This window comes from Lactobacillus sp. ESL0791, assembly GCF_029433255.1.
In the GTDB taxonomy this organism is placed as follows: Bacteria; Bacillota; Bacilli; order Lactobacillales; family Lactobacillaceae; genus Lactobacillus.
In genome coordinates this window covers 1,077,383-1,090,837 of sequence record NZ_JAQTHU010000001.1, presented here as the reverse complement: position 1 = coordinate 1,090,837, position 13,455 = coordinate 1,077,383, and the positions used below count along the sequence as shown (strand labels likewise).

Genomic DNA, 13,455 nt, shown 5'->3' with positions numbered 1-13,455 from the left:
CTTTAATCTTTCTTGTTGGCAAACAACTGCTGGGCAGAACCAGTCCGGGCAATTTGGTTGCCACCGCTCTTATAAGTAGCGGGAACTTGACTATCGCGTTTCTGCATTGCACGGTGCCGATTTTGGTTTACTTCCATTATTACCGGCAAAACTACTGGGCGCCGATTAGTTTGCTTATACAAGAATTTTTCCAGGTCATTTCTGACATCTTGCTTAAGCTCAGTCCAATCAAATTTTTTGTTAGTAAAATTATTATTGATCGTTTCTTTGATCAGCTCGACAGCATCGTGCATTAATTTGTGGTTAGCCTTGATGTAAACAAACCCACGGCTTGTAACCTGCGGCTGCGAAACAATCTGTTTTTTACGGCGGTCAATTGTGGCAACAGCAATAAAAATTCCGTCATCAGAAAGCACTTCACGATCGCGCAAAACGATATTACCGACATCACCGATACCAGAGCCATCAATCATCGTATCTTCGCCTGGAACCGGATCAGTCAGATATAAGCGTTCCTGCTTAAAGTCATAATTGAGACAGTCACCATTTTTCGTGATAAAAACATTATCTTTATCAATGCCCGCCTTAATTGCCAGATCCTTGTGGACTTCCAGTAAGCGGTATTCCCCAATTACTGGAATCAAAAACTTGGGCTTAAGCATATTAATCAAAATCTGCAGGTCGCGGCCCGTTGCGTGACCACTTGTATGCTTATCCCGGCCTAACTGGATGACAGTTCCGCCGGCACGATAAACCAAGTCACTGGTTTCAGCGACCATTGTTTCAACCGCATGCGACGGAGTTGTCGCAATAAAAACAAGGTCCCCCTTGTGAATGGTAATCATGCTGTGACGCTTCTTTGCCATTTTTTGTAGTGAATCCAGCGGCTCACCCATCTGGCCGGTTTCCAAGATGACTGTTTTTTCATCAGGAATGGTCTTCAGGTCCTTTACCCGCATTAATAAGCCATTAGGAACCTTTAAATAACCCAATTTCATTGACGTCCGAACAATTTTACCGGCATCCCGTCCTGTGAGCAAAACTTTGCGTCCTGTAGCATGGGCTGCGTTTAATACTTCCTGAACCCGATTCAGGTTGGATGCCTTAGCTGCAACAATAATTCGCCCTGCAGTATTGCGAAAGACATTGGTCACATATTTACCAATGTCTTGTTCAGATGCACTGGGGAAAAAGGCCTCGGCATTTGAAGAGTCGCTTAACAAGGCAAGTACACCCTTTTGTTCAATTTCTGCCAACCGATCCATGTTCGTACGGTAATTTGCCGTAGCCGAAGGATCAAATTTAAAGTCACCGGTATAAACAACTTCACCAGCTGGTGTATGGACATCGATTCCCAAGGATCCTGGAATCGAATGGGTTGTGTGGAAAAACGAAATGTTGGCATTTTTAAAGTCAATTTCGGTATTTTCATCAATTACATGGAAATTGCTGTTTTTCACCCGCTTATTGTCCCGCTTAACGTTAATCTTGGCTAACTCAATCGTTAAATCAGAACCAAAAACAGGAATATCATATTTACGCAAAATATATGGCAAAGCGCCAATTGAATCAGCGTGTCCGTGAGTTAGGAAAATACCCACTACCCGATCCCCATATTGTTCAAAGAAATCAAGGTCTGGAATAACCACATCTATTCCAAATAAAGAGCTATCAGGATACTTTAAGCCCGCATCAAGCACAAAAATTTCATCATTAACTTGAACGGCAAACATGTCCTTACCTTGTTCACGCACACCGCTTAAAATCATTATCTTAACTTGTTCAGTCATATTTTTTCCTTTTCTATATTTAATCTCATTGATTGATTTATGGATCTTATTGATCAAAACGTAAAAGTACCTTAGTTAATTCTAGCATAGAAAATTATTATGACAAAAACAAAAAGGCCAGTTCAAACGAACTGACCCTGATATTGTTATTTTGAATTAACGACGTAAACCCAAACTCTTAATTAGTTCACGGTAACGGTTAACATCACTGTTTTGCAAGTAACGAAGCAAGTTACGACGGTGACCAATCTTCTTCAGCAAACCAACATATGAATGGTGGTCGTGTGAATGAGACTTCATGTGGTCAGTCAAATTGTTGATGTCTGCTGTAAGCAGAGCAACTTGAACCTCAGTTGAGCCAGTATCGCCTTCATGAGTTGCATACTTTGCAATAATTTCATTCTTTTCAGTTTTTGAAATAGCCATAATATTCACCTTTCAATCAATAATTGCCATTAACAACGTCTGCCGTCAGGTGTGAGCGCACAAACAGCGTTAATGGTTCATAACACATAGATATGATACAGATAGTTTTAAAAAAAAGCAAGCATAAATTTCCTTGCATCCCCGTCCATTCTTAAGTATAATCAGATAAGTGAATTATTGATTATGGAGGTGAATTCTATGCCACAAATTAAATCAGCGATTAAACGTGTGAAAACTCAAGATGCTGCCAGAAAGCGTAATGCTGCTCAGTTGAACAATTTACGGACTGCCGTTAAGAAGTTCAAGACTGCTCAAGCAGCTGGTGCCGAAAACGCCTCCGAATTACATGTTGCTGCTGCCCGTGCTTTGGACAAAGCTGCTTCAAAAGGCTTAATTCATAAGAACAAGGCTAACCGCGATAAGAGTCGTTTGGCTAAATTAGCTAAATAAATTTTAACGAATTTAAATAGTCAAGGATCCAACATTCTTGACTATTTTTTATGCATTTAAACATTTAAAATAAACATCTTCAAAAAGTCATCCGACTGACACTGGCCATTCTTATAATTAAAATCCAGCTTAATTGCTGTTTCAAGCAGCTGGGTCAATTTCGCAACTTGCAGCCGGCTTCTCAGAGCTAATTTGACCCGGTATGGATGAATAGCTAGTTCCTTGCTGATCTGTGCTTCACTGCGGCCGCGTTTAGCTAAAATCTTTACCACCAAAATCAGTTCGATTTGATTTTCAAAAACGGCAAGCAGCTGAACTGGATTACTTCCTTGATGCAGCTGGTTAGTTAGCCGAGTAATTGCTTCGTGATAATTATTTCTTAAGGCCGCTTCTAAAATTGCAAAAATATTTTGCGCAAGTGACAGATCAACGTTTTTCTCTACCAAATCTTTAGTGATTTTCTTATCCTCGGCAGCCATTTTTAACTTGCTGTAGTTACTTAAAACGGTATCCATCACCTGATCACTGCGCTCAACCAGCAGCTGCAAAGCAGACTGACTAATCGCAAATCCTTCAGCATTAATTAGCACTTTGGTAATTGCCCCCACTTCATACGGCTTAATCTGGGTTTCAACAACATTAAAATTTTTCAAAACCGTTTTGGTTAATTTCTTTCTTCGGTCAATTTTTTCATAGGAAGCAGAGATAACCACTACATTGTCCAACTCGTTAATGTGACTAAGGACATTCTCTAATTGTGTTAATTGGCGCTGAAATTTTTTAGGTACCTTGGCCGTCAAAAAAAACGGATTTTTAATCGTAATTAATTTTTGCTGGCTAAACAAACTAGATTCCGTCAAATCTGCAAGCAAATCATCTAAACCATCGGCCTCGCAATCAACGATCACCCTTTCGTAACCCGCAAACTGCTGTTCACGGGAATAAGAGCGTGTCAAATAATCATTGAGAAAGGCATCTGGTCCCCAAAGTAATGTATGTGGGTTGTTGTTATCTGTATTCTTAAATAAAGAAAGTAATGTCATTTATTCTTCACCGGTAAAAAATAGTTAAATTGGGGCCGGTTAAAGCCGCCATATATCCAGCTAATCATACCACAGTCCTGGGTCGAAACCCACGGAATTCCTAACGTCCTTAAAGTTTGTAACGTTTCAGGATGTGGGTGCCCAAAGCGATTGTTCCGTCCCGCCGAAATAAATACTTTTTCGGGCTGCAATGTCCTCAAAAATTCCGGATTTGAAGAAGTTTTACTGCCGTGATGACCCAATTTAAAATAATTGACCTGCAATGCAAAATTAGCTGTTATTTCTTTTTCTCCCTCCTGTCCCAGGTCACCGGTAAACAGCCAGGTTTTGTTTGCCAAACGAAATAACAACGACAAAGAATCTTCATTTTTTCCCTCGCCAGCTTTAAACGGGTAAACAATTGCAAAAGTGATTTTGCTTTCTTTTACCTGCATTCCTGCTAAAAGTTCGGTCAATCTGGTTTGTGCCATTTTTCCCGCAATTCTTTTTTGAAAAGACGGATTAGCTATTAACCCTTTAGCAGTATACAAATTGCGAACATTAACCTGTTCAAGTAGTGGTCCCAGATCGCCAACGTGATCGGCGTCTTGATGCGTCACAAACAGTCCGTCAATCGTACTGATCCCCTGCGCTTTTAAAAATGGAATGGTAATTTTTTCAATCTGCGGTTTTATCCTTTTCCCCGAAAAATTCAATTTTCCACCTGTATCAATCATATATGTTTTCCTAGGAAAAGGGGTTGTGATCAAAATACTATCGCCCTGCCCCACATCGATCAGAGTTACCTGTCCAGTTAAAGGAAAATGGATTAGGCAAAAACATAAAGTATAGCTCAAAAGAAGACTACTGCAAAGCTTTAACCTTAATCTTTTATTTTCATTTCCTTCATTTAAAAGACTGAGGTAAATTATTGTCAAAACTAAAATACCTAGGCACTGCCACCAATTGATTTTGCCAAAAGTAAATAAACCCAATTTCGTTGCAGAAACTTTGGCAATTACCTGTTCGCCATTTTCTAAAACAAGCTCTAGCAAACGCGAAAGAGCCGGATAAACAGGAAACAAAAGCAAATTAATAAAAGTTACGGGCATGACTACCCAGTTAAAATACGGGACCACTAGCAGGTTAAACAGCACCGTTAAAAAGTTAAACTGAAAAAAGTAAAATAGCAGCAATGGCGTCAACAAAAAATTGAGCGCAACCGACTGCTTAAAAGAGGACATTTTGCTAGTCAACTGTAATCCTAAGGCTAATACATAGCTTAAAACTGCCCCCACTCCCAGCAGTAACCGCGGGACAAATAACAAATGAATGATTAAGGTTAATCCTAACAAATCAAAATTGGTCAGTCGTATATTTTTAAATTTAAATATTTTTCCTAAAAAATAAGCTAGACTCGCGCGGATGAAGCCGGCTTGTCCACCACTTAAAAAGATGCCCAACAGTAAAAGTAGACAATTAAGCGCAAATGTACCCTCCTCGGTAAATTTCAACCACGAGCAAAATATTCCCAAAACTAAAGTATAGATTCCCACATGCAGTCCGGAAATACTTAAAAGGTGAATCACGCCCAAGTTGCGATAATTATCCAGAATGGCCTGATTTTCTGATTCTGGATTCTCAGCAAGGAGTAATTCACTTGCAAAAAAGCCTAATATTCGCGGCATCCTTTTAAAATACATTTGCAAATTAAAGCGAAACTTATGCAAAATTGCAAACAGGTCAGTAGAATCTGCAGCAACGAGTCGAAAACTTTTTAATTTAATCTTTTGAAAAATATTTTTTCCTGCATAAAATTTTTGGTAATCAAATTGACCATAATTAGTGGCCGGTTCAATTGGGTCAATTTCACCAGATAAATCTTTTAAAAATAAGATCTTGCCGCTCCTGACCGTTTTTCGTTCTTGCGGCGTTACAGTCGCTGAAAACAGGATTTTTCTTTTACCGACATAGCCAGTTCCTGACAGCCAATCATCAGAACATTTAACTTCATCGGGATACACTTTGATCACAGTATCTGCCGTTAAGACCACTCTCTGCGGTTTAGCCTGAAAACCTGCTGCAATGACAAACACAATAAGTATCCCTGAAAGCATCCAAATTAATCTTGAATATTTTTTAGCTAGTAAAAATAAGACATAACCACCAAAAGATAGACAAAGAAGTTTTTGCCATAAAGTAGAACTCTGAAAAAGCAAACAGCTTAGTGCAGCTAATAGAAAAGCTATCAAGGCAAAGAGGCCAGGACTTGTGCAATCAGACTTCCAGGTGGTCTTTAAGCGTTGCAAAGGTTTTATCTCCAATTCCCGAAACCTGCTTTAAATCTTCAATTTTTTTAAATTGACCATTCTTTTCCCGGTATTCAATTATTTTTTCCGCTTTTTTCTCGCCAATCCCATTTAATTTTTGTAAATCCGCTGCCGATGCTGTATTCAGATTTATTTTTTCACCCGAGTTTGTGTTAGAAGCATCTGTACTTGCCGATCCCGCTGTACCAGAAGTACCCACAGTGGCAGCAGGAGTAACTTTTTCACCCTTATACGGAATATGAATTTTATCCTGATCTTTAAGAATTAGTGCCCGGTTAATTGCCTTCAGTTGGACATTTTTCCGCGTTCCCCCGGCTGCGGCAATTAATTCATCTAAACGGGCACCATTTTTAAGCGTGTAAACACCCTGATGCTTAACCGCACCGGAGATATCACAAGTAACTGTGCGGGAAGCAGCCGGTTTATTAGGAATGTCCTCCTTCTTTTTAGCGGTTACCAGTGCCGAATCCTCCGTAGTTACTTTAGCAGTATCAACTTGCCGATTACTGCTACCCTGTTTTGACCACCAAAAAAGCCCAACCACGATTGCGATAATAATTAAATAATTTTTCTTTTCCAATAAAAAATCTTTGATTTTTGTAAAATCCATCATACTCACCTCATTATTAAGTACGAAAAAAGTCCGGAAAAATTTCCGAACTTTAGATTTTTTAATAATGTATCTGCAAATATTTTAAGGCATCTTCAAATGTTCTTACGGGAACAATTTTCATTTTTGTGTGAATCTGTTTAGCTGTTTTTTCCGCTACTGCATAATTTGATTGCTGCTTTTTCACGCCCGTTGTATCAGTCGGAGCAAAAAAGACCTCGGCACCGGCCTTATCCGCAGCGACGACCTTTTTATCGACACCGCCAATTATTCCTACCTTGCCACTGGCATCAATCGTACCAGTGCCGGCCACCTTATGCCTGTTAGTCAAGTTTTTACCCGTAAAAGTTTCATAACTCGTTAAAGTAAACATTAAACCAGCTGACGGGCCGCCAATCTCACCAGCATTAATTATCAATTTGGGCTTGGTAACCACCTTAACCCGTTCAACTAAACCAATCCCAATGCCCGACTTATTAGTTCCTTCAACACGAACAATTTTCCCAGTAAAATGTTTTTCTTTATTGTCACGTAGGACCGAGATCGTAACTTTGGCGCCAATTTTTTGCTTTTGCAAATATGTCATCATTTCCTTAGTCGAATGAAAAAGATGACCGTTAGCACCCAAAACCGTGTCGCCGACCTGCAGCCTATTTTTGAAGCTGGAATGCTTTTGCACCTGCATCACATAAACACCATAATATTTCAGTTTGGGCTTAAGCCCCGCTTTTTTAGCAGCATAGTACACCGCGTTTTGCTGACTGGTTTCCATGTACCAGGTTTGCAATTCCTGATACTGACTGCTGCTTTGCCCTGCAAGCAATTCTGATTTCGGAATCCGCTGCGCAAATTTATTGGTATAAGACCATAGATACCATAAAACAGGGACCGGCTGCGACGATTCTGCAACAGTCACCAGGTAAAAATTATTGGGACTTTTTTTCTTGGACTTAATAAACTGACCAACGGGCAACGCCTGTCCCGGCGTTTCCACATAATAATTTGTCGGCCAACAAGCAGCAACCGCTAAAATTACAATGACAATTAGCCCAACTAGCCATTTTTTTAAGCTATTTTTTCTTTTTTTCATTATTTTGTCCAAACTTTAATTTTAAAGCTGCTGCTGCCATTTCGGGCATAAAGGTACTAATACTTCCACCAAATTGTGCTATTTCCTTGATAATACTAGAAGCCACAAAACTATTTTCCGGCTTAGTAAAAAATAAGGCCGTGTGCAGATTTGGAGCAATTTGCGTATTTGTATTAGCAATCTGCTGCTCATACAGAAAATCTGCACTATTGCGAACACCGCGAATAATCACGCTGGCGCCCAATTTCTTTGCAACATCAACAGTTAAGGAATCAGGCCGCAGCAAAACTTCAATTTTAGGATTATTTTTTAAAGCATCCCGCGCAAACACTGCCCGTTCATCAGCCGTAAACAGATAATTTTTGGCCGTATTAGTCATTATAACAACAAAGACCTTATCAAAAACCGCAGCTGCCTGCAGCGCAACATCAACGTGACCATTCGTGATTGGGTCAAAGCTGCCTGGAAAAAGTGCACTCGTCATTTACTTGTCCTTTCGATAAAATCGCACCATTGTTTTGCCCAGATGATGCTCCTTAGTTAAAGTAAAACCAGCAATTGCACCTAACTCTGTTTGCTCATCCGTTTCGGCCACAATCGTTGCGATCCCATTTAAAATCTGCAATTTATTCATTTTTATCATGTCCGCCGCTATTTTTTGCTTGGCATACGGCGGATCTAAAAATACAAGATCAAATTTTATCTCTTTCTGTGCAAATAAATTAAGCGCCGCATTGCTGGACATTTTATAAATAGAAAAACGCGCTTCTTCCTTAGTCAAGGCGACATTTTTTCGGATAACTTCAATTGCCGCATGGTTAATGTCAACAAGCACGGCATGGTCAAAGCCGCGGGAAACGGCCTCAATCCCCAGCGCACCGCTGCCGCTATAAAGATCAAGCACCTGCCCTCCAGAAAAGAATTGTCCTAAGGAATTAAAAACAGATTCTTTAACTTTATCACTGGTTGGTCGTGTGCGCATGCTGTTCAACGTAAACAAATTACGCTTAGCATACTTACCGGAAATAATTCTCATTGTAATTGATCCTGATCCTCTTCTTGTTCCAACTTAACTTCGGCTTCTTGAGCCAAGTCAGCAATCTGCTGCTCAATGTAATCACTGTCAAGATCGACCTGATCTTTCTGTGAAAAACTAACTCGTTCAACAAAATCGGCATTGCACAATTCAGCAGCAATTTCTTTGGCTTTCGCTTCATTTACGTACAAAACACAATAAGAAAATTTTTTCGAAAAATAAACCACATTGCCAAAATGACGTAACTTATGCTGCTCATTAATTTTTTTCAGATAAACAATCAAACCAATTCGTTTCTTGATGCCGACACTTGCCAAATCCTGATTAATACTCATGTGCTAACTTTTCCACTTCCTTTTCCTTCTTAATTTGTTCATTAGCCGAGATATTTAATACCAAGCCAATCGCCGCTGTTAACACGATTAGCGATGAGCCCCCATAAGAAATAAAGGGCAAAGTAACCCCAGTAATTGGTAACAATCCAATCACTGCACCAACGTTAAACAGCGTCTGCATAAAGATAATCGTGGCAATGCCAAAGCAAACTAATGCATTAAATTGGGACTTGGCATAGATGCCCACTTCCATAATTTCCCACATCAAGTAAAAAAGCAGGCCAACAATCACTAATGCACCGATTACACCGACTTCTTCGCTTGCTACGGCCAAAATAAAATCGGTATACGGTTCAGGCAAATAACCGCGCTTCTGCATGCTGTTTCCCAGGCCAACTCCAAATAAGCCGCCATTATGAATTGCATAATAGGAATTAACCAACTGATTGCCACCGTGCTGTTCCAATTCAAAGGGATGCAAAAACGACAAAAAACGCTGATATTGGTACTTACTCTGTAAAAATTTCGGATTCCATGCAACAACTAGGGCAGAAACCAAAAAGATGCCTAAAATAATCACGATTAGCCAGCCTAGCGCCATCTTAGTGGGAATACCCGAAACTGAAAACATAATTAAAACGATCATGAATAAAATTGCCGCCCCACCAAAGTCAGGTTCAAACATTACTAAGCAAATCATACAGATTGCCAAAATCGCAGGATGAAGCAAATTATCTTTAATTTTCCCCTTGACTAAACGTCCGTCATGCCGGTCTAAGATGTAAGCCAAATAAATAATTAACGCTAATTTGGCAATTTCCAGTGGCTGCACATCAATTGGTCCCAAGTGGATCCAACCCACCGCACCGTTGACAGCCGCATTTTCACCTTTAAGTATTTTTAAAGCAATCAAATAGACTAACATTAGCATACTAATGGCTAAGAACCAGGCAACGAATTTACGTTTTTTAAGCAAATTTAACCGTAAGCAAAAAATTGGCACACCAAAGAAGGCAAATGCAATCACAGCATAAGTTGCCTGCCTGATTCCGTAAGTAGCTGGCTTAAAGCCATTAACCAGCAAAATATCTGAACTAGCCGAATAAACCATAATCACGCCAAAAATCACCAGCAGCAAATATGGTATAAAAATACGATAGTTCAAATGCTCAAATTTTTTGCGCACGCTAAGCCGTCTCTCCTTAAAATGTAGTATTTGGATTATTATAAAACAAAAAAGCCGCTGCTCCTAATTTTGAGTAACGACTTTTGCCAATTCATTAATTATTTTTGTTGCGCCGCTTGTCAGCTTTTTGCCGTTCCGAAGTATTCAAGATCTTCTTCCGCAACCGAATCGATTCAGGAGTAACCTCACAGTACTCATCGTCATTCAAGAACTCAATTGCTTCTTCTAAAGTCAACGTTTTTGGTGTTTTAATTGCGGCTGCGTGATCTTTACCGGCAGCCCGCGTGTTAGTCAGGTTCTTGCCCTTGATAACATTAACAGCAATATCACGGTCACGGGAAGATTGACCAACAATCATCCCTTCATAAACTTCGACACCGGCACCAATGAAGAGCAAACCGCGCTGCTCAACCGTCTGCAGCGAATAAGTGGTCGACTTGCCTTGACTGATAGAAACCAGCGCACCGTTAACCCGGCCTGGTTCCCAGTTTTTAACAACTGGCTTATATGAATCAAAACTGTGGTTCATAATACCGTAGCCGCCGGTTTGGGACATAAATTCGTTGTTGTAACCAATTAGGCCCCGTGATGGCACCAAGAAGTCCAAACGTGTCTGACCGTTACCGGTCGACTGCATATTCTTCATCTCACCTTTTCTTTGGGAAATGGAGTCGATCACTGAACCAACATATTCGTCGGGTGTATCAATCTGAACGGCTTCAAATGGTTCACACATTTTACCGTCAACTTCACGGTAAATTACCTTTGGCCGTGAAAGTTGTAACTCAAAGCCTTCACGCCGCATCTCTTCAACTAAAATGGATAAGTGCAGCTCACCACGGCCGGAAACAGTCCACGCATTAATTTGGTCAGTCGGCTCTACCTTCAATGAGACATCAGTCCGTGTTTGCCGAATCAAACGGTCTTCCAGCTTCTTCGGGGTCACCTTGTCACCTTCACGGCCAGCAAACGGCGAATCATTTGCAACAAAATCCATCTGCAGTGTCGGCGGATCAATCTTCAAAAGCGGTAAAGCTTCGGGATGTTCGGCAGAAGCAATCGTTTCCCCAACAAAAATATCGTTAATGCCGCTGATCGCAATAATATCACCGGCCTTAGCTTCTTTAATTTCGTTACGCTTGAGGCCAAAGAAACCAAAAAGCTTAGTAACCCGGAAGTTTTGCGTTGAGCCATCACGCTTCATCACAGTGATGTTGTCGCCAACCTTAACCTGACCGCGATAAATTCGACCAACACCGATTCGGCCAACATAATCGTCCCAATCCAGCATGGTAATTTGGAACTGCAGCGGTTCATCGACATTATCAAGCGGTGCCGGAATACTCTTGATAATTGTGTCAAAAATCGGGTTCATCGTTTCTTCCTGCTTTGCAGGATCTGGATCGTATGAAGAGGTTCCGTTTAAGGCTGAAGCATAAACAACAGGGAAATCAAGCTGCTCGTCATTTGCTCCTAATTCGATAAAGAGTTCAAGCACTTCGTCCAAAACTTTCTTCGGACGGGCACCCGGACGATCAATCTTATTAATGACAACGATCGGTTTGACGCCGGCTTCCAAGGCCTTCTTAAGAACAAAACGCGTCTGCGGCATTGTCCCTTCATAGGCATCAACGAGCAAAAGCGCCCCGTCAACCATGTGCATGATCCGTTCAACTTCACCACCAAAATCGGCATGTCCAGGGGTATCAAGAATGTTGATGGTTGTGTCACCGTACTTAACAGCTGTATTCTTTGATAAAATCGTTATCCCGCGTTCACGCTCAATATCATTTGAATCCATCGCACGATCTTCCAAAGCCATATGCTCAGGCAGGGTGTCAGATTGCTTCAATAATTGGTTAACCAGTGTCGTTTTACCATGGTCAACGTGCGCAATAATCGCAATATTTCTTATATCTTCTCTTCTTTTTTCTGACAAAAGTATTCCTCCCGACTCCTCAATAAAAAAACTGTGACGCTGTCACAGTTTCGGCTGCGCTCAAAGCGCTGATCGAAGTGTTCATTATTTGTATAGTTACGATTGTTGATTTTATCACCTAACAGCATTCAGGTCAATGGTTTAATGCTAAAGCAAAAATGATAATTTGTGCTAAACTTAAAAATGCAAGCAATTTAGTTCAATTTATGTAAAAATAGGTAAGGACGAAATTTATTAAGGAGTGATTTTAAATTGATTTTAATGAAAGACATCACCCGTGATGGTAACCCGGTACTGCGCCAAGTCGCTAAGCCGCTAACTTTTCCGCTAAACGATCATTATCAAAAATTAGCCGCTGATATGATGGAATACCTAATTAACTCACAGGATCCAGAAATTGCTAAAAAGCATCAATTACGGGCTGGTGTTGGTCTGGCTGCACCACAGGTCGGTGAAAGTGTGCAAATGGCTGCGCTTTTGGTACCAAATGACCAAAACGAAATAATTTTCAAAGAGGTTTTTGTTAATCCGGAAATTCTGTCAGAATCTGTTAGACAAGCATGCCTGAGCGAAGGAGAAGGCTGCTTGAGTGTTGACAAAGTGATTGACGGTTACGTCCCGCGTCCGGACAAGTTAACGATTCACTACTACACTGTTGCTGGTGAGGAAAAAACAATTAAGTTAAAGGATTACCCGGCAATTGTTGCGTCACATGAAATTGAGCACTTGCGGGGCCACCTCTTTTATGACCGCATTAACCAAAATGAGCCGTTCAAACTGGCAAGCGACACAGTCGTTATTTCATAATTAATAACAAAAGCAAAAAGTTAATTGGCTGTTAGATGATTTCTAACGGCTTTTTCTATCACATTAATCAGTACTGAAGAAAAAATTTTTAAAGCAGGAAAACTTGCTTCTATACTTGAATTCACAATTATGCTAAAATTTTAGTAACTGTTGAGTTTTTTAACTCACAATTTTGAGCATTTTAATACATAAACAAGGAGAATACAAAGATGATTTATAAAGTTTTGTATCAAAAAGACAAAGTTGTCAACCCGCGAAGGGAAACAACAAAGACGCTTTTCATTGAAGCCGACAATACCGTTGCTGCCAGAACTTTGGTTGAAAATAATACCCCCTACAACATTGAACTCATTCAAGAGTTAACTGGTAATTCTTTACAATATGAAAAAGACCACGCTGATTTTAAATTAACGTCGTTTAGTGATAAGAAGTAA

At 40.3% G+C, this 13,455-nt stretch carries 14 protein-coding genes; 3 read left to right on the top strand and 11 right to left on the bottom strand.

Annotated features, from left to right (window positions below):
* Window positions 1-2: 2 nt before the first annotated feature.
* Window positions 3-1,790 carry a ribonuclease J gene (locus tag PT285_RS05465; RefSeq protein ID WP_277148520.1) on the bottom strand — a complete coding sequence of 596 codons (1,788 nt, stop codon included), beginning with the start codon at window positions 1,788-1,790 and terminating at the stop codon, window positions 3-5.
* Window positions 1,791-1,946: 156 nt separating this feature from the next.
* The gene (rpsO, locus tag PT285_RS05460; RefSeq protein ID WP_277148518.1) at window positions 1,947-2,216 is read right to left on the bottom strand and encodes a 30S ribosomal protein S15; all 270 of its coding nucleotides are present in this window, start codon (window positions 2,214-2,216) and stop codon (window positions 1,947-1,949) included.
* Between the two features lie 198 nt (window positions 2,217-2,414).
* Between rpsO and rpsT the strand changes: the two genes are divergently transcribed.
* Entirely contained in the window at window positions 2,415-2,666 is a 252-nt protein-coding gene (rpsT, locus tag PT285_RS05455; RefSeq protein WP_277148516.1) for a 30S ribosomal protein S20, read from the top strand.
* 56 nt (window positions 2,667-2,722) lie between these two features.
* Here rpsT and holA read toward each other — a convergent pair whose 3' ends face one another.
* The 9 genes from holA to typA all read right to left on the bottom strand — a co-directional run bounded on the left by holA (window position 2,723) and on the right by typA (window position 12,214).
* Window positions 2,723-3,709, bottom strand: a complete 987-nt coding sequence (gene holA / locus PT285_RS05450) for a DNA polymerase III subunit delta (RefSeq protein ID WP_277148514.1) — start codon at window positions 3,707-3,709, stop codon at window positions 2,723-2,725.
* On the bottom strand, window positions 3,706-5,997 hold the full coding sequence (locus PT285_RS05445; protein ID WP_374211465.1) for a DNA internalization-related competence protein ComEC/Rec2: 2,292 nt from the start codon (window positions 5,995-5,997) through the stop codon (window positions 3,706-3,708). The genes holA and PT285_RS05445 overlap by 4 nt, the downstream gene beginning before the upstream one ends.
* Window positions 5,966-6,628: a helix-hairpin-helix domain-containing protein gene (locus PT285_RS05440; RefSeq protein ID WP_277150624.1), complete on the bottom strand. Its 663-nt coding sequence runs from the start codon at window positions 6,626-6,628 to the stop codon at window positions 5,966-5,968. Before PT285_RS05440 ends, PT285_RS05445 begins: the two co-directional genes overlap by 32 nt.
* 61 nt (window positions 6,629-6,689) lie before the next feature.
* Window positions 6,690-7,718: a SepM family pheromone-processing serine protease gene (locus PT285_RS05435; RefSeq protein ID WP_277148510.1), complete on the bottom strand. Its 1,029-nt coding sequence runs from the start codon at window positions 7,716-7,718 to the stop codon at window positions 6,690-6,692.
* On the bottom strand, window positions 7,699-8,202 hold the full coding sequence (gene coaD, locus PT285_RS05430; RefSeq protein WP_277148508.1) for a pantetheine-phosphate adenylyltransferase: 504 nt from the start codon (window positions 8,200-8,202) through the stop codon (window positions 7,699-7,701). Before coaD ends, PT285_RS05435 begins: the two co-directional genes overlap by 20 nt.
* Window positions 8,203-8,754 (bottom strand): 16S rRNA (guanine(966)-N(2))-methyltransferase RsmD, encoded by a 552-nt coding sequence (gene rsmD / locus PT285_RS05425; RefSeq protein WP_277148506.1) that lies wholly within the window; start codon window positions 8,752-8,754, stop codon window positions 8,203-8,205.
* Window positions 8,751-9,089, bottom strand: a complete 339-nt coding sequence (locus PT285_RS05420; protein WP_277148504.1) for a YlbG family protein — start codon at window positions 9,087-9,089, stop codon at window positions 8,751-8,753. Before PT285_RS05420 ends, rsmD begins: the two co-directional genes overlap by 4 nt.
* Window positions 9,079-10,275 (bottom strand): FtsW/RodA/SpoVE family cell cycle protein, encoded by a 1,197-nt coding sequence (locus tag PT285_RS05415; RefSeq protein ID WP_277148502.1) that lies wholly within the window; start codon window positions 10,273-10,275, stop codon window positions 9,079-9,081. Before PT285_RS05415 ends, PT285_RS05420 begins: the two co-directional genes overlap by 11 nt.
* A 94-nt stretch (window positions 10,276-10,369) precedes the next feature.
* Entirely contained in the window at window positions 10,370-12,214 is a 1,845-nt protein-coding gene (typA, locus tag PT285_RS05410) for a translational GTPase TypA (RefSeq protein ID WP_277148500.1), read from the bottom strand.
* Between the two features lie 252 nt (window positions 12,215-12,466).
* On the opposite strand from typA, the gene def reads away from it, so the two are divergent.
* Both def and PT285_RS05400 read left to right on the top strand, forming a co-directional pair.
* The gene (def, locus tag PT285_RS05405; RefSeq protein WP_277148498.1) at window positions 12,467-13,021 is read left to right on the top strand and encodes a peptide deformylase; all 555 of its coding nucleotides are present in this window, start codon (window positions 12,467-12,469) and stop codon (window positions 13,019-13,021) included.
* 209 nt (window positions 13,022-13,230) lie between these two features.
* Window positions 13,231-13,455, top strand: a complete 225-nt coding sequence (locus PT285_RS05400; RefSeq protein WP_277148496.1) for a DNA-dependent RNA polymerase subunit epsilon — start codon at window positions 13,231-13,233, stop codon at window positions 13,453-13,455.

Excerpts from the sequence above, each read along its gene's own strand:
- PT285_RS05465 (WP_277148520.1), bottom strand. The coding sequence starts at position 1,790 with ATGACTGAACAAGTTAAGATAATGATTTTAAGCGGTGTGCGTGAACAA.
- rpsO (WP_277148518.1), bottom strand. The coding sequence starts at position 2,216 with ATGGCTATTTCAAAAACTGAAAAGAATGAAATTATTGCAAAGTATGCA.
- rpsT (WP_277148516.1), top strand. The coding sequence starts at position 2,415 with ATGCCACAAATTAAATCAGCGATTAAACGTGTGAAAACTCAAGATGCT.
- holA (WP_277148514.1), bottom strand. The coding sequence starts at position 3,709 with ATGACATTACTTTCTTTATTTAAGAATACAGATAACAACAACCCACAT.
- PT285_RS05440 (WP_277150624.1), bottom strand. The coding sequence starts at position 6,628 with ATGGATTTTACAAAAATCAAAGATTTTTTATTGGAAAAGAAAAATTAT.
- PT285_RS05435 (WP_277148510.1), bottom strand. The coding sequence starts at position 7,718 with ATGAAAAAAAGAAAAAATAGCTTAAAAAAATGGCTAGTTGGGCTAATT.
- coaD (WP_277148508.1), bottom strand. The coding sequence starts at position 8,202 with ATGACGAGTGCACTTTTTCCAGGCAGCTTTGACCCAATCACGAATGGT.
- rsmD (WP_277148506.1), bottom strand. The coding sequence starts at position 8,754 with ATGAGAATTATTTCCGGTAAGTATGCTAAGCGTAATTTGTTTACGTTG.
- PT285_RS05420 (WP_277148504.1), bottom strand. The coding sequence starts at position 9,089 with ATGAGTATTAATCAGGATTTGGCAAGTGTCGGCATCAAGAAACGAATT.
- PT285_RS05400 (WP_277148496.1), top strand. The coding sequence starts at position 13,231 with ATGATTTATAAAGTTTTGTATCAAAAAGACAAAGTTGTCAACCCGCGA.